This is a genomic window from Acetobacter ghanensis (assembly GCF_001499675.1).
In the GTDB taxonomy this organism is placed as follows: domain Bacteria; phylum Pseudomonadota; class Alphaproteobacteria; order Acetobacterales; family Acetobacteraceae; genus Acetobacter; species Acetobacter ghanensis.
In genome coordinates this window covers 2,466,774-2,482,310 of the sequence record NZ_LN609302.1, presented here as the reverse complement: position 1 = coordinate 2,482,310, position 15,537 = coordinate 2,466,774, and the positions used below count along the sequence as shown (strand labels likewise).

The window sequence follows — 15,537 nt, the reverse complement described above, 5'->3', positions numbered from 1 at the left end:
GCCCCTTTGCCAGATACACAAAAAAATACTTACCGGAGGGCACACATGCGCCACCACATCAGCTTTTATGTGGGGGATACGCTCCACCATCTGTCTGACCTGCCGCCGGAACTCACCTTGCTGGACTGGCTGCGTGACCAGCAGGGCCGCACGGGCACCAAAGAAGGGTGTAACGAAGGAGATTGCGGGGCCTGCACGGTGCTGGTCGGGCGGCTGGAGCAGGGGCAACTGGTCTGGCGCGCCGTTAACGCCTGTATTCATCTTATGTGGATGTTGGATGGCGCGCAGCTTCTGACCGTGGAGGATATTCGCGGGCCTGATGGCGCATTGCACCCCGTGCAGCAGGCCATGGTGGATGAACATGGGTCACAATGCGGGTTCTGTACACCGGGGTTTGTCATGTCCATGGTGGCGCTGTCCACACGGGCCAATCTGGCGGAGCTGGAAGGCACGCTGGATGGCGAGCGGGTTATAAACGAGGCGCTGGCAGGCAATTTGTGCCGGTGTACCGGCTATGCTCCCATTGTGCGCGCCATGAAAAAAGCCGCCCTGTATTGCGCCCGCAACGGGGAGCCCATTGGTGCGCGCACTGCGGAAATAACCGCCCGTTTGCGGCAACTGCACGATGGGCAGACAGTGGAACTGACCAGCCGGGAAGGCCGCGTAACGCTGCCCGCCAGTGCAAATGCGCTGGCCACGGCCTATGCGGCAGACCCGGCCGCCGTGCTGGTGGCTGGCGGCACGGATGTGGGGCTATGGGTGACCAAAAGGCTGCGCAGGCTACCGCATATTATTGCCGTGCGGTCCGCGCAGGACCTACACCAGTGTGGCCTCCGCCCCGATGGCGCATTGTGGATTGGAGCGGCTGTAACCTATAGCGAGGCCATGCCGCTGCTGGTGGCGCATCTGCCCGCGGCGGAAGATACGCTGCGGCGTATTGGCTCCACTCAGGTCAGGAACGCCGCCACGGTATGCGGCAATATTGGCAATGCGTCCCCTATTGGGGATGGTCCTCCCATTTTTATGGCTGCTGGGGCGGAGTTGCATCTGCGTTGCGCACAGGAGCGCAGAGTTGTACCGCTCGAAGACTTTTTTCTCGATTACGGCAAGCAGGACATTAGACCCGGTGAGTTCATAGAGGGGGTGCTTGTCCCTCCGTTGGCACAGGGGAGTGTGTGCGGCGTGTATAAGGTTTCCAAACGGTTTGATCAGGATATTTCCGCCGTTATGGGGGCTTTTGTCCTGCGCATGGGGGCAGATGGCACCATACAGGATGCCCGTTTGGCCTATGGCGGCATGGCGGGCATACCCCGTCGGGCAAGTGGGGCGGAAGCCGCCATGCGTGGTCAGCCCGCAACACAGGCAACCCTGTATGCAGCGCAGGCTGCCGTCAAAGAGGATTTTACTCCCCTGTCCGATATGCGGGCTAGTGCGTGGTACCGCACAACGGTGGCCGCCAATCTGCTGGCCCGTCTGTTTGAGCCATTGATGCCCGGCAGCCCGCCTGCTGCGCAAACACTTCAGAACTGGCAGGAGGTGGCGCATGGTTGAGCAAACAACAGTCTTACAGCAAACCGAAGCACAGCCAAAATCACCAGCAGGAGCAGCGTCCTCCTCCCTCCGGCACGAAAGCGCACATCTGCACGTAGCGGGAGACGCCCGGTATGTGGATGACGTGCCGCTGCCACAGGGGGCCGTGCATGTTGCACTGGGCCTGAGCAGCCGCGCCCATGCGCGTATTACACATATGGGGCTGGATGCGGTCCGGGCTTACCCTGGCGTGGTCTGTGTGCTGACTGCGCAGGATATACCCGGTCATAATCAGGTCAGCCCCGTGGGTGCGGGGGATGAGCCATTGCTGGCAGAGGACACGGTGTTCTTTTGCGGGCAGCCTCTGTTTGCCGTCGTGGCGCAAACCCGCCACGCTGCCCGCCATGCCGCCGTGCTGGCGCAGGTGGAATACGAAGACCTGCCCGCTATCCTCAACATTGAGCAGGCGCGGGCACAGGGAAGCCCTCTGGTCTGCCGGTCATTGGAGATGACACGGGGGGATGCACCCCACGCACTGGCACAGGCTCCGCACCGGCTTGCGGGCCAGCTTGCCGTAGGTGGGCAGGAGCATTTTTATCTGGAAGGGCAGGCCGCTCTGGCATGGCCGGGAGAGGACGGGGAGATACGCATCTGCTCATCTACCCAGCATCCGACCGAAACCCAGCATATGGTGGCGCATATTCTGGGCCGCCCCAACAACCTTGTAACCGTGGAAGTACGGCGCATGGGGGGCGGCTTTGGTGGGAAGGAAACACAGGCCAATATAGCCGCCTGCCTTGCTGCCCTAGCCGCAGAACGCACGGGCAAACCCGCAAAGCTGCGTATGGACCGGGATGATGACATGCTGGTGACAGGCAAGCGGCATGATTTTGTTATTGATTATGACGTGGGTTTTAATGCGCAGGGCCACGTTCTGGGAGTGGATATGCAACTGGCCGCACGTTGTGGCTGGTCGGCTGATTTGTCCGGCCCGGTTACAGACCGCGCCATGTTCCATGCGGATAACGCTTATTATTACCCCGATGTCCGCCTGCGCTCCATCCCCTTGCGCACCAACACGCAGTCCAACACCGCGTTCCGTGGGTTTGGTGGTCCGCAGGGAGCGGCAGCAGCGGAACGCATAATGGAGGAAATAGCGTTTGCCACCGGACTGGACCCGCTGGATGTTCGGTTGCGCAATGTTTACGGCACAACAGACCGTAATGTGACCCCGTACCATATGACGGTGGAGGATTCCATTGCCGGGGAGATTATGACCCAGCTTGCAGCGGATTGTGATTACCGAAAACGTCGTGAACAGATAAGGGTATTTAACCGAACAAGCCCCCATCTACGGCGGGGTATTGCGTTAACGCCGGTCAAATTTGGTATTTCCTTTACTGCCACGCATTTCAATCAGGCAGGCGCATTGGTCCATGTTTATACCGATGGTTCCGTGCAGGTGAACCACGGCGGCACGGAAATGGGGCAGGGGCTGCACACCAAAATGGTGCAGATTGCCATGCGTGAATTTGGTTTGTCCAAGGAGCGTGTGCGCATTACCGCCACCACAACAGGCAAGGTGCCCAACACGTCCGCCACGGCTGCCTCCAGTGGCGCGGACCTGAACGGTATGGCCGTGCTGGCAGCCGTGCGGACGATCAAGGACCGGCTGGTCGCCTTTGCCGCAGACAAGTGGCACGTTGCGCCGGAGCAGATCCGCTTTACAGCGGATGGCGTGGTGGTGGGGGCTGAGGTGATACCATTCGCAACGCTGGTGAATGCGGCCTATATGGCGCGTATTTCCCTGTCTTCCACGGGGTTTTACAAAACACCCAAAATTTCGTGGGATGGTGCGACCGGGCGCGGGCGGCCGTTTTACTACTTTGCATATGGTGCAGCCTGTGCGGAGGTCCTTGTGGACCTGCTAACGGGTGAAAACCGTATTGAACGTGTGGATATTCTGCACGATGCTGGCCAGTCTCTGAACCCGGATATTGATATAGGCCAGATTGAGGGCGGCTTTGTGCAGGGCGCTGGCTGGCTGACCATGGAGGAACTGTTCTGGGATACAGCAGGCCGTTTGCGCACACATGCGCCCAGCACCTACAAAATTCCAGCCTGCTCTGACCGCCCCCGCATTTTCAACGTTAAACTCTTGGAGAACGCGCCTAACCGGGAGGAGACCATCTTCCGCTCCAAGGCTGTGGGGGAACCTCCGTTTGTGCATGGTCTGGCCGTGTTACACGCTATTTCCGATGCGCTGGCCAGTTTGAATGATTACCGCACCTGCCCAGGGTTGAACGCTCCCGCTACTCCTGAACAGATATTGCGTGTGGCTGAACGCCTGCGCCAGCAAGGGGGAGAGACCAATGCGCAGGTACACGCCTGAGAACCTTCTCCGCCTGTGGCGGCAGGCTCCGCAACCGCTTGTGGTGGCACGGGTAACCCTGACGCGTGGCTCCACCCCGCGGGAGGAGGGGGCTTTTATGCTGGTGGGCCAGCATGTGGTGGCTGGCACTGTTGGCGGCGGCGCGTTGGAATTGGCGTGCGAGCAACATGCCCGCGCCATGCTGCATTCGGGGGAATCCCTGCGTGAGCAGCAAATTGTGCTGGGTGGCAAAAACGTCAGCCAGTGTTGTGGAGGGCGTGTGGCTGTGCGGCTGGAGGTGTTGACGCCGCCTTTATGCTCCCAGCTTGAGCAGCAGCTTGCCGGGGCTTCCGCAGCACGGCCCAGCCTGTTTTTGTTCGGAGCGGGGCATGTGGGGCGCGCACTGGCTTACGCACTGGCTCCTCTTCCGCTCCGGTTGGTGTGGATAGACCCAAGGGCCGAGGAGTTTGGCACGGTGCCAGACGGAGTAGAGGTCCACGTGACCTCTGCGTGGCAGAATGTGCTTGCAACGGCCCCACCCGGTGCGGGCGTGCTGGTGCTTACTCCGTCCCACACATTGGATGCGCTTATTGTGGAGGCAGCTCTCCAGCAACCCAACCTAGCTTATGTGGGGCTGATTGGGTCACGCACCAAGCGCCTGCGGTTTGAAAAATCCCTGCTTGCAGTAGGGGTTACTCCCACACAACTGGCTGCACTTGTCTGCCCTATAGGAGACCGTGGCGTGCGTGATAAACGCCCCGAGGTCATAGCGGCTCTCGTTGCGGCTGAGGTGGTGGAAAAATTGCTGCACCCAATGCCCCAAACGGTTGGAACAACAACACAGGCGGATGATCCCCCCTTTGCATTACAGGGGTAATGCAAAGCCCCCGCTTGCAGCGGTAGCGACTTCGCACAGTGGTGCCGAATGAGGCCGTGGGGCCGTGCTGCAACGTTCCGTATTGCTACCCAAAAAACAGTGTGGGTTTGCTCTCTCGTTTACTCTGTCGGAACCACAATGGTTGTCCGCAAAAAAACGAGAGAGCACCAGTTGGTTTCAGGCGGCCTGCTGTTCGGGCAGGGGGCAACGTCCTGCCAGTCCGGCCTGTTCCAGCTTGCGGGCAAGGCTGAACAGCGCGGCCTCCCGCCCCGGAGCGGCAACAAGCTGCAAACCTAGTGGCAGGGTGCCTGTGTTGGCCAGCGGCAGGCACAGCACGGGGAGGCCGGGCAGGCTGAGCGGTTGGGTATAAAGGCCAAGGTTGGCGCGGGCCGAGGCAGGTTTGCCCCCAACCATAACGGTGGGATCATCCAGTCGGGGGGCCTCACACATTACAGCAGGTGCAATCAGCACATCCACCTGTTCGAACAGGGCATGGACCTGCTGGCGGAACCAGCGGCGGAAGCGCTGTGCCTGCACATAGGTGCTGGCGGGCAACATGGCGCCCGCCAGTAGCCGGTCGCGGGTGGCTGGGTCATACTCCTCCGCCACAGTCCGCAGACGGGGCAGGTGCAGGGTGCCCCCTTCGGACGCTGTAATCAGGAAGGACGCCGCACGGGCCGTGGGGGTTTGGGGGAGCTCAACTGTGCCCGATAGCCCCAGATGGTGGCATACGCGGTTTATGGCGGCGGACAAGTGCGGGGGTCAGGTTTTGTGCAAACCACCCCCCCAAGCAAGCGGTCCGCAGGGTTTGGGGCTCCGGCTCCGGCGCGGTATCCGCCATAATGTAAAAGGCGGTCTGAAGGTCATCCAGCGTGCTGGCAAAATGGCCAACAACGTCCAGACTGGCGGAAAAAGGGTAAGCACCCTCACGCGGCAGACGGCCCAATGTGGGTTTAAGCCCCCATACGCCGCACAGGGAGGCCGGTACACGGATGGAGCCGTTAGTGTCTGTCCCCAGTGTAAGCGGAAGAAAACCGGCGGCAACGGCTGCGGCAGAACCGCCGGAGGAGCCACCCGCCATACGGCTTGTGTCGTGCGGGTTGCGGGTTATGCCGTAATGGGCGTTATCCGTTGCAAAACCATAGGCAAATTCGTCCATGTTCAGCGTTGCTACGGGAATGGCCCCGGCTGCGCGCAGGCGGCCGACAATGGCGGCGTCCTGCGCTGCCGGGGGGGTATTGCGTAGCACAATGGACCCGGCAGTGGTGACATGGCCTTTGATGTCAAACAGGTCTTTGACACCAAAAGGCACGCCAGCCAGTGGCGGAAGGGGTTCCTTGCGGGCCAGTTGGGCATCTACCGCGTGGGCCTGTTGCATGGCCTGCTCCGCAAACAGGTGGGTCACGCTGCGAATGGCGCTGTCCTGCGTGCGGATGGTGGCAAGCACTGCCTGCATAACGGACGCCGCACTGCGTTTGCCGCTGCGAATATCCTGCGCAATGTTCAGGGCGCTGACAAACCGGGTCATGGCGTGTACTCCCCTGCTGGTTCGCATGTATCTGGAAGCGGAAAATCCCTTATAAGGGAGGCATATTTTTGCAAAAGTCTGGTGTTGCTAATAACGCCGGGTATGCAGGCCGGTGGCAGCTCAATATCCATGGCGGCAGCGCGGGCAGCAACGAGAACCTCATCAGAGAAGGGAGGCGTGGTCATAACATGCTCCTTTCCTTACAGCGTTGGGCGTTCGGTTTCTGGCTGTTCGGCCATGATGGACACATGCGCCGCCAGAATTTTCCAGCCATCGGGGGTGTTGATCCATGTCTGCATCTGCCGGCCCGTGCGGGTGGAGCCGATGCGGCGGAACTCCAGACTGACAACCCCGGCCTCTGTGCCAAGCGGGGTTATGGTGCGGCGTAACATGGTGCGTGGGGGGGAGCCGCCTTTGCGGTTCCGGCGGAATGCGGCAATTTCTGCCGCACCGTAAAGGTTTTCTCCCACGCCGTAACGCACGGTCTGCGGCCCCTGCCAGAACAGGGCGTCCAGCGCATCCACATTGTTGTCGGCCAGTGCCTGTTCGTACTGGTCGGAGCAATGTGTAAGCTGGAGGATGGTCTGGGCGTCATCCAGTGTCATGCGCTTACCGTCCTCTGTTTTACGGCCAGTCTGCCAGTGCGGCATCCACGGCGGCCCCGCGCGGCAGGGTGTGGCCCTGTGCAGCAAGGCAGGCCTCCAGCGCTCCCAGTGTGAGCAATACCTTATGCTTGACGGCGTTGTACCCCATGGTGCCAATCCGCCAGATGCGGCCTGCCAGCGGGCCAAAAGCCGTACCGATTTCTATGCCAAAATCATCACGCATACGGGTGCGTATGGCCTCCCCATCCACACCTTCGGGGATCCACACACCGGTTACGTTGGTCATGCGGTGTGCATCGTCGCCAAAAATGCGCAGGTTCATGGCGCGCAGGCCCGCAATAAGGCACGAGCTGGCCTGTGCATGGCGGGCAAAGCGCGCATCCAGCCCTTCTTCCAGCACAATGCGCGCGGCTTCCCGCGCACCGTAGAGCATGGTGGTGGCCTCGGTATGGTGGTTAAGGCGTTTGTCTGACCAGTAATCCATGACCATGGCCAGATCGAAGTAGTTGGACAGAATGCGCGCGCGGCTACCATCCGTAGCTCCGGCGGCGCGAATGCCCGCTTCCACATGGCGGCGGGCCATAATATGCTCTGCCGCCCGGTCGGACACGGTTATGGGGGCGGAGCCGGGTGGCCCTCCCATGCACTTTTGCAATCCGCCAGACACCACATCAATGCCCCACACGTCTGTTTTTATGGCCATGCCACCCAGTGTTGCGGTGACATCCGTGTAGGAAAGAGCGCCGTATTTGCGGCAGAGTTCCCCAACACCTTCCAAAGGCTGCGCCATGGTGGTGGAGGTGTCCCCATGAATACAGGCAAACACTTTTGGCCTGTGGGTTTTTAGCCCTTCTTCAATCTGCGCCAGTGTGGCCACTTCCCCCCAAGGCAGGTCCAGCGTGCAGATCTGTGCGCCAATACGTTCTGCTATTTCGGACAGTAGCAGGCCAAAACGCCCGGCCCGGACAAGAAGAATTTTATCTCCCGGTTCTACAAGAGAGACCAGCGCCGCCTCAATGCCCGCACGGGCCGTGCCGTCCACCAGAAAAGTCCACTGGTTCTGCGTCATAAAAATCTGACGGTAAAGAGCCATGGTTTCGTTCATGTACTCTGTCATTTCCGGGTCAAACTGGCCCAGCATATCGGCCGACATGGCACGTAGCACACGGGGGTGCGCGTTAATGGGGCCGGGGCCCATCAACATCCGTTGGGGCGGGTCAATCTGCCGGAAAAAAGTGGAACTCATGCAGAAAACTCCGTTGGTTTTGAGGCCGTGCTGGCGGCAAGGGCGTGTATGAACTCAAGCATGACCTGTAGGGCCGTGTGCACGTCATCATGGCGCACGGCTTCTGCCGGGTTGTGGCTGATCCCTTTTTTGCAACGCAGGAACAGCATACAGACCGGGGTGAGTGCCGCCATAACCATGGCGTCATGCCCGGCACCGCTTACCAGCCTGCGTGCTGGCTGGCCGGTAACGTGGGTAACAGATGTGGCCAGCAGGTCCGTCAGTTGCGGGTCACATGGGGTGGCGGCCAGATCGTTCTGGGGCTCTATGCTAAGGGTTACATTGCGTTTTTTTGCAATGTCCTTCAGCGCTGCGCAAATTGCGGTGGCAGCCCGGTCGCGCACGTCTGCCGTGCCTGCGCGGATGTCCAGACTGAAGGTTGTCTCGCCCGGCACCACATTGCTTGCTCCCGGTCCGACATGCAGTTGGCCAACTGTGGCCACCAGATCTTCCGGTCCGGCAGCGCCAAGGCGTTCTATGGCAAGAATGGCCTCGGCTGCGGCGGCCAGTGCATCCTGCCGCAAGGACATGGGCATGGTGCCTGCGTGACCTGCCACCCCCTGAATGGAAACGCGGAAGCGGTATTGCGCGGCAATGGCCGTAACCACACCAACACTCATGTTGGCGGCTTCCAGCACCGGCCCCTGTTCTATGTGGGCTTCAAGGTAAGCCAGAACCTGCTGAGGTTTGTAGGCGGCCTCCAGATAGCGGGCAGGGTCCAGCCCGTTATGGACCAGCACATCATGCAGCGTTGCGCCATTGGCATCGACCGCGGAAAGGGGAAGGGCGTCCAGCGTGCCGGCTACCGCGCGGGATGTCAGCATGGATGCGGAAAAGCGCGAGCCTTCCTCATCCCCAAACCCGATGACTTCGAGCGCAAAAGGCAGGCGTTCACCCCGTGCGGCAAAATGGGCGACGACTTCTATGCCCAGCATAACGCCCAATGTGCCGTCATACCGGCCTGCATTACGCACCGTATCCAGATGTGACCCGATAAGCAGCGCGGGAGCACCCGGTTTTTCCCCTTCATACCGGCCTATCAGGTTGCCTGCGGCATCTGTGTGGCAGGTCATGCCTGCCTCACCCATCCATGTGGCAACCTGTTTGCAGGTGGCGGCATAGGCGTCAGACAGATAAGCGCGGAAAAGGCCATCCTGCGTGTCGGAAAAAGGGTGTGCGCCAAGCTGGTCACACCGGTTAACCGGGCGGGATGCCACTGTGGCGGGCTGTGGCTGGCCTTTGGAAAAGGGCGGAAGCGTGGAGATTTTTTTCATCCTTGCGCAGGGGGCCATACCGGAGTGTGCCAGCATCTGGCTGGTGCTGTGTGACAATTATAGACGGGTTTGGTCCGTTCTCTCAAAAGCAAAAAAAGCAATTTCGCGTTGCAAAATTGAGCGCAGCCCCCGTGCTGAAAAAAGCAATGGAAAAGTGCTTTTTTTCTTTTGTGAGAAAGGGCGTTGGCAATTATATATCGGAATCGTATCGTTTTGGGCGGTGTTCAGAGTTAACCCCATAAGCACCCCAAGGGTCTGTTCGCCGCGCATACTGCCTGCTTCCGCCGTTTTTGCCCCCTGCTTCTTCTTCAGGATTTTTTGGGAGACTACGCCATGCCTTCCCGATTTTTTTTCATGCGCCGGTCTGTCGGCTCTTCTCTGACGTATCGTCAGCGCCTTGCAACGTTAACCTGCCTTGCCAGTGTGGCAGGTTTTTGTGCCAGTGTGCCCGGTATTGGGCAGGCATCTGCTGCTACGGCGGACCAGAGCGCACCGGTTGTGGGTAAGGCAGGGCACGCTCCGGCCAAGGCGTCTGCCCGGCATGTGCGGAGTAAGACGGGCAATACTTCGGTCCAGTCTTCCGGCGCGGAAGAAATTTCGGTTGCGTCCAATCGCACGGCTCGTTCCGGCGGTGGCGGCATGATGCGGCAGGAAGTGGCGCCCCATGCGGTGCAGACTGTGACAAAAGACTACATTAATATGCGTAGTCCCACCTCCACGGCTCTTGATCTGGTCAAGAACCTGCCCAGCCTGAACATTATGACCCCGGACGCATCGGGTATGCAGGGTGGCTCCATCCAGTCCCGCGGGCTGACGGATCTGGATATGGCGTTGATGGTGGATGGCGCACCGGCCGCCGCCGCCAAATACATGACGGAAGATATTGATTCCGAAAACCTGGATGAAGTCAGCGTGACCCCCGGCAGTGCCGCGCGTGACCTGCCAACCATGTCGGCTGCTGGCGGGGTGATGAATTCGCGCACCCACCTGCCATCCGAAAAAATGGGCGGCATGGTTGATTTTTCCTACGGCACCAACAACCTCTCGCGTGAGTTTATCCGGCTGGAATCCGGCGAGATCGGCAAAACCGGGATCAAGAGCTACTTCTCTTTCTCCAACACGCATGACCGGAGCTGGATGGGGGCAGGCACCAACCAGCGCAAACACATTGACTTTGGCGTGCGCAAGGACTGGGAAAACGGGTCCAACGCCCACTTGTTCCTCTCATGGAACTCCGAAGACTTTGTGATCGACAACTATCCGACTGCGGATCAGTTTTACAAATATAAGCACACAGGGGAGGGGTATGGCCGCTCTGCCAACCCGTCCAACGTCAACTACTGGAAAAACAATAACGACCATTGGAATCAGGTCTTCCTGACGGCGCCCGTGCATATTGTTCTGCCTAAAAAGCTGTCCCTCGACGTGCAGCCATACTTCAGCCTTGGGCAGGGGTGGGATGCGTCTCCGGGTGGTGTCGCAACATCTGGGCAGTACACGTATAACAGCACAGGCGGGGCCGTGCCTGCGGGCACCAACATGACCAGCTTCTTTTTGGAAAACGAAGCACGGCAGGTCGGCGTTGTTGCCAAAATGGGTTACGACATTGACCCCCACAACCACCTGAGTTTTGGTTACTGGTATGAAAACAACCAGACCATTCAGGGGTACCCCACCAGCACAACACTGGCCAATGGCGCGGCGGCCAGCCCCAACTGGGCGCAGTATCAGGTGGGTGGCGCCATGTTCGGCCAGACAGCAGGGTATGAGCTGCACTCACTGTTCGTGCAGAACCAGTCGCGCTATCTGAACAACCGGTTGCTGATTAACGCCGGGTTCAAGTTTGTCATGTCCAATGCATGGAACAAGAGCTGGACGGGTGAGAGCGGGCACTGGGCATCTGGCCGGTCGGGCAACAATACGACCGAGCCACTCCCCCAGCTTTCCATCAGCTACCAGATTGACAAAAACAGCCAGATTTACGTCAATGCGGAAGGGGATTACCGCCAGCCCAGCGCTACGGATATGGGGTGGATGAGCGCAAGTGGCCCAATGCTGAAAAACCAGTATTCCATCAAGGAAGAACTGGGTTACCGCTACCACAACAAATATGTCATGATCGATATGTCCCTGTTCAACTACAATGTGCGCAACCGCATTGTGGACCAGTATGTGGGTATGAACAGCTTTAGCCCCATGTCTATTGGCAATCAGACCATGCGCGGGTTTGACTTTATGATTGCGGGTACATCCATCCACGGCTTTAGCCCGTATGCCTCTATTGAATACCTGCACGCCACGCAGGATAGTGATGTGCTGGATACGAACAGCAACACCATGATCCACTCCAAGGGTACGCAGGCCATTATGGCCCCACGGGTTATGGCAAACTTTGGTCTGACCTATACCTACAAAGGATTTTTTGCGAACGGTGCCGTCCACTACACGGGCCCGCAGTCTGTCTCCGTTGCGGGTGATGAGCGCATTCCGGGTTATGTGACGGACACGCTCTCGCTCGGCTATCACTTCAAGCCGTTCGGGTTTCTTAAATCTCCCACATTCAAGCTGAACTTTACCAACCTGACCGGATCTATTGTGCGCACCGGTGCTATGGGGGCTGTCTTCACCAAGAATGACGTCAACTCCCATATGGTATGGAGCGGAAGCAACCCGGGCGCCACGGGTTATGGCAACTCCTTCATGGTTGAGCCGCGCTTTACCATGGTTGGTTCCGTATCTACATCGTTCTGATTATTCGCTAACGTGCCCGGGGTATCCGGGCACAAGAGGAGTTTATATGCCACGCCGTACTTTGCTCAGAAACATGACCAGACTGGTGTGCATGGATGATGCCCGCACTGAACTGGAAAATGGGTGGGTTCTGGTTGAAGGACGGCAGATTGTGGCGTTGGGTGGGGGTGAACATGCGCCCCCATCGGACTTTGACCATGTTATAGACCTGCAAGGCCATGTTGTGCTGCCGGGTATGGTGAACACCCACCACCATATGTACCAGTCCCTCACACGGGTTATTCCGCAGGCACAGGATGCCTCGCTGTTTGGCTGGCTGAAAACGCTTTACCCAATATGGGCGGGCCTTACGCCCGAGATGGTGCAGGTTTCCACCCGTACAGCCATGGCGGAACTGCTGCTTTCGGGCTGCACCACAACAAGCGACCATCTTTACCTTTTTCCCAATGGGTGCCGTCTGGATGACCAGATTGAGGCCGCCTTTAGCATGGGTATGCGCTTCCACGCCTGCCGAGGTGCCATGAGTGTGGGGGAAAGTAGTGGCGGCCTGCCGCCCGATGTGCTGGTTGAGCGAGAAGCCGACATTCTGCGTGATACACAGCGCCTGATTGAGATGTACCATGACCCGGAACCCCTCGCGATGTTGCGGGTCGCGGGAGCGCCGTGCTCTCCTTTTTCGGTCAGCCGTGAGCTGATGCGGGATATGGCGGAGCTAGCGCGTGCCACAGGCACTATGCTGCACACCCATCTGGCCGAGAATGACCATGATGTCAGCTATAGCCGCGAACGCTTTGGCCAAACCCCGGCAGAATATGCGGAAGGTCTGGGGTGGTGGGGGCTGATGTCTGGCACGCACACTGCGTTAAGCTGGATGCGGATGGCATAGCCCGCTTTGGCCGCACGCAAACGGGCGTTGCCCATTGCCCCTGTTCCAACATGCGTCTGGCTTCCGGTATAGCGCCTGTCCGGCAGATGCAGGCGGAAGGGGTGCGCGTGGGGCTGGGGGTGGATGGGTCCGCCTCTAACGATGGCGCCAGCCTGTTGGGTGAGACCCGGCAGGCCATGCTACTCTCCCGCCTGCTGCCCGAAAGTGCGCAAACACCGGGCATGATGAGCGCGCGGGATGCGCTGGCGTTGGCCACGCGTGGAGGCGCTGCCGTGCTGGGGCGGGATGATATTGGCCAGATTGCCGTAGGCATGGCGGCGGATATTGTGGCGTTTGATGTGCGCGGTCTGGCCCATGCAGGCGCACAGACCGACCCGGTGGCGGCCCTTGTGTTTTGCTCCCCCATGCAGGTGTCCATGAGCATGGTTAACGGGAATGTTCTTGTGCAGGACGGATATTTTTCCCGCTTGGACCTGCACGGTCTGGTCGGGCGGCATAACCAGTTGGCAGCCCGGCTATGCAATGGGGATGCCGCGTGAGGCAATAAATAAAGGAACCACGGCAAAACTGGTCCGTTGTCTCAACAGGCTCACATAACATTATGAGAGAGGTTGAGTATGACAGGAAAAGTCTATTCTCTTTTGCTGGGTGCAACACTGGTGGCAACACCGGCTCTGGCGCAGGACAATACCGCTACGTCCCCAACAGCTAACTCCGCTGCGTCTCAGGTTGGGCAGCCGCCGCCCGCCGCGCTGGATTCAAACGGCAAGCAGGTGGAACCCTCCCAAAAGCTGTGGAACAACCCGCGGACAGAGGCAGAACAGCCCGGCACCCAGCCTCCCCCCAATGACAGGCCAGTCACTTCGGCCGAGACGGCAACCGGCGCACATGCCTACCAGTCTGACAAACACAAGGGCACCAAGCACAAACACCATAAAACCCAACAGGATCAGACCGAAAACTGATATCCGGCCTCACCGTGATCCTGCCACTCCACCCGTGCGGTGGAGCGGTAACGGCCTGCTGAGCGGGCAGGCTTAAACGGTGGGTGTTCCTGCCTTGGGAGCGTGCAGGGTCTTCTGGAGTTGCTCCGTATCCAGCGCGTTTTCCCACCGGGCGACCACAATGGTCGCTACGGCATTGCCGACAAGGTTGGTCAACGAGCGGCATTCAGACATAAAGCGGTCAATGCCCAGAATAAGGGCCATGCCCCCAACAGGCACACTGGGCACAACAGACAGGGTAGCGGCAAGCGTAATAAAGCCCGCCCCGGTTACCCCCGCAGCTCCCTTGGAACTGACCATGGCAACCAGCAACAGGGCAAGCTGCTCACCAAAGCCCAGATGCACGTCCGTTGCCTGCGCAATAAACAGGGCGGCAAGGGTCATGTAGATATTGGTGCCATCAAGGTTGAAGGAATACCCCATAGGCACCACCAGTCCCACAATGCCCGGTTTACACCCGGCCTGTTCCAGCTTGGAAATAAGGCCGGGCAAAGCGGACTCGGATGAGCTGGTGCCCAGAACAATCAGCAGCTCTTCCTTAAGAAAAGCCAGCAACCGCAGAATGCTGAACCCCGCCAGCCGGGCAACCACTCCCAGAATGACCAATACAAATATGGCGGCCGTAAAGTAAAAGGTCAGCACCAGCCCAAGCAGGTGCACAATAGACCCAAGGCCGAACTTGCCAACGGTAAAAGCCATGGCCCCAAATGCGCCAACCGGGGCCAGATACATAACCAGCCGGACCACGCCAAACACCATTTCCGTCAGACTGCGGAACAGGTTCAGCACACTTTCTCCGGCCTGCCCCATCTGCGCCAGGCTGATGCCAAACAGAATGGCGACCAGAAGCACCTGCAAAATCTCGCCCGAAGTAAAGGCCCCAGCGGTGGTGGAGGGAATGATCTGGAGCAGGAAGTCGGTAAAGGAGTGGCCATGTGCTGCCTGCACAAACTGTTCGACCGAGGCCGTATCCAAACTTTGCGGGTGGATGTGCATACCCGCGCCGGGGCGCACAATGTTGGCGACCACCATACCCACGGCCAGCGCCAGTGTGGAAAAACATAAAAAATAGAGCATGGCCTTGCCTGCCACGCGGCCCGTCTGCTTGAGGTCCGCCATACCCGCAATGCCGGTGCTGACGGTCAGAAAAATAACAGGCGCAATCACCATTTTAATTAGTTTTACAAATCCGTCGCCCAACGGTTTGAGCAGTGTTGCCACCGATGGAAACAGGGCGCCGACAAGAATGCCTGCCGTAACGGCTACCAGAACCTGAAGGTAAAGGAACCGCTGATGTGAACTGGAAAGGGGGGCAGTAGAAGGATGCACGCTGGTTATCTTTCTGTTTTTATTGGTCTTGCGTGGGCGTCCAGAGTGGGCGTTGGCGCAAACTATTCTGTTATATCAAGCCTCTGTGTTTACGAGG

General features: G+C 59.1%; 11 protein-coding genes and 2 pseudogenes. 6 read left to right on the top strand and 7 right to left on the bottom strand.

The annotated features are described in order from the left end of the window. Nucleotides 1-45: 45 nt before the first annotated feature. The 3 genes from xdhA to xdhC are packed head-to-tail and all read left to right on the top strand — an operon-like array spanning nt 46 to nt 4,778. Nucleotides 46-1,551, top strand: a complete 1,506-nt coding sequence (gene xdhA, locus AGA_RS11520) for a xanthine dehydrogenase small subunit (protein WP_059024414.1) — start codon at nt 46-48, stop codon at nt 1,549-1,551. After that, nucleotides 1,544-3,922: a xanthine dehydrogenase molybdopterin binding subunit gene (gene xdhB, locus AGA_RS11515; RefSeq protein ID WP_059024413.1), complete on the top strand. Its 2,379-nt coding sequence runs from the start codon at nt 1,544-1,546 to the stop codon at nt 3,920-3,922. Before xdhA ends, xdhB begins: the two co-directional genes overlap by 8 nt. Continuing rightward, nucleotides 3,903-4,778 carry a xanthine dehydrogenase accessory protein XdhC gene (gene xdhC, locus AGA_RS11510; RefSeq protein WP_059024412.1) on the top strand — a complete coding sequence of 292 codons (876 nt, stop codon included), beginning with the start codon at nt 3,903-3,905 and terminating at the stop codon, nt 4,776-4,778. Before xdhB ends, xdhC begins: the two co-directional genes overlap by 20 nt. 177 nt (nt 4,779-4,955) lie before the next feature. Here xdhC and AGA_RS11505 read toward each other — a convergent pair. The 6 genes and pseudogenes from AGA_RS11505 to AGA_RS11480 form a co-directional block, all read right to left on the bottom strand. Next, a pseudogene (locus AGA_RS11505) lies at nt 4,956-6,306 on the bottom strand (AtzE family amidohydrolase). Then, on the bottom strand, nt 6,303-6,491 hold the full coding sequence (locus AGA_RS11500; protein ID WP_059024411.1) for a DUF4089 domain-containing protein: 189 nt from the start codon (nt 6,489-6,491) through the stop codon (nt 6,303-6,305). The pseudogene AGA_RS11505 and the gene AGA_RS11500 overlap by 4 nt, the downstream one beginning before the upstream one ends. A 15-nt stretch (nt 6,492-6,506) precedes the next feature. Next, on the bottom strand, nt 6,507-6,911 hold the full coding sequence (hpxZ, locus tag AGA_RS11495; RefSeq protein ID WP_059024853.1) for an oxalurate catabolism protein HpxZ: 405 nt from the start codon (nt 6,909-6,911) through the stop codon (nt 6,507-6,509). A 19-nt stretch (nt 6,912-6,930) separates the two neighbouring features. Then, entirely contained in the window at nt 6,931-8,157 is a 1,227-nt protein-coding gene (locus AGA_RS11490) for a pyridoxal-phosphate-dependent aminotransferase family protein (protein ID WP_059024410.1), read from the bottom strand. After that, nucleotides 8,154-9,470, bottom strand: a complete 1,317-nt coding sequence (locus AGA_RS11485) for an allantoate amidohydrolase (RefSeq protein ID WP_231945798.1) — start codon at nt 9,468-9,470, stop codon at nt 8,154-8,156. Before AGA_RS11485 ends, AGA_RS11490 begins: the two co-directional genes overlap by 4 nt. 57 nt (nt 9,471-9,527) lie before the next feature. Continuing rightward, complete coding sequence (locus AGA_RS11480) at nt 9,528-9,740, bottom strand: hypothetical protein (protein ID WP_059024409.1); 213 nt, start codon at nt 9,738-9,740, stop codon at nt 9,528-9,530. Nucleotides 9,741-9,803: 63 nt separating this feature from the next. On the opposite strand from AGA_RS11480, the gene AGA_RS11475 reads away from it, so the two are divergent. From AGA_RS11475 to AGA_RS11465, 3 genes and pseudogenes are all read left to right on the top strand, one after another. After that, a complete protein-coding gene (locus tag AGA_RS11475; RefSeq protein ID WP_059024408.1) occupies nt 9,804-12,221 on the top strand; it encodes a TonB-dependent receptor in 2,418 nt (805 codons plus the stop codon). 46 nt (nt 12,222-12,267) lie between these two features. Continuing rightward, nucleotides 12,268-13,646, top strand: a pseudogene (locus AGA_RS11470) (8-oxoguanine deaminase). 78 nt (nt 13,647-13,724) lie between these two features. After that, nucleotides 13,725-14,072: a hypothetical protein gene (locus tag AGA_RS11465; protein ID WP_059024407.1), complete on the top strand. Its 348-nt coding sequence runs from the start codon at nt 13,725-13,727 to the stop codon at nt 14,070-14,072. Nucleotides 14,073-14,144: 72 nt separating this feature from the next. Here the strand turns inward: AGA_RS11465 and AGA_RS11460 are convergent, their stop codons facing one another. After that, on the bottom strand, nt 14,145-15,440 hold the full coding sequence (locus tag AGA_RS11460; RefSeq protein WP_059024406.1) for a dicarboxylate/amino acid:cation symporter: 1,296 nt from the start codon (nt 15,438-15,440) through the stop codon (nt 14,145-14,147). Nucleotides 15,441-15,537 lie beyond the last annotated feature (97 nt).

Coding starts and splice junctions, on each gene's coding strand:
- xdhA (WP_059024414.1), top strand. CDS start 46: ATGCGCCACCACATCAGCTTTTATGTGGGGGATACGCTCCACCATCTG.
- xdhB (WP_059024413.1), top strand. CDS start 1,544: ATGGTTGAGCAAACAACAGTCTTACAGCAAACCGAAGCACAGCCAAAA.
- xdhC (WP_059024412.1), top strand. CDS start 3,903: ATGCGCAGGTACACGCCTGAGAACCTTCTCCGCCTGTGGCGGCAGGCT.
- AGA_RS11500 (WP_059024411.1), bottom strand. CDS start 6,491: ATGACCACGCCTCCCTTCTCTGATGAGGTTCTCGTTGCTGCCCGCGCT.
- hpxZ (WP_059024853.1), bottom strand. CDS start 6,911: ATGACACTGGATGACGCCCAGACCATCCTCCAGCTTACACATTGCTCC.
- AGA_RS11490 (WP_059024410.1), bottom strand. CDS start 8,157: ATGAGTTCCACTTTTTTCCGGCAGATTGACCCGCCCCAACGGATGTTG.
- AGA_RS11485 (WP_231945798.1), bottom strand. CDS start 9,470: ATGAAAAAAATCTCCACGCTTCCGCCCTTTTCCAAAGGCCAGCCACAG.
- AGA_RS11480 (WP_059024409.1), bottom strand. CDS start 9,740: ATGCGCGGCGAACAGACCCTTGGGGTGCTTATGGGGTTAACTCTGAAC.
- AGA_RS11475 (WP_059024408.1), top strand. CDS start 9,804: ATGCCTTCCCGATTTTTTTTCATGCGCCGGTCTGTCGGCTCTTCTCTG.
- AGA_RS11465 (WP_059024407.1), top strand. CDS start 13,725: ATGACAGGAAAAGTCTATTCTCTTTTGCTGGGTGCAACACTGGTGGCA.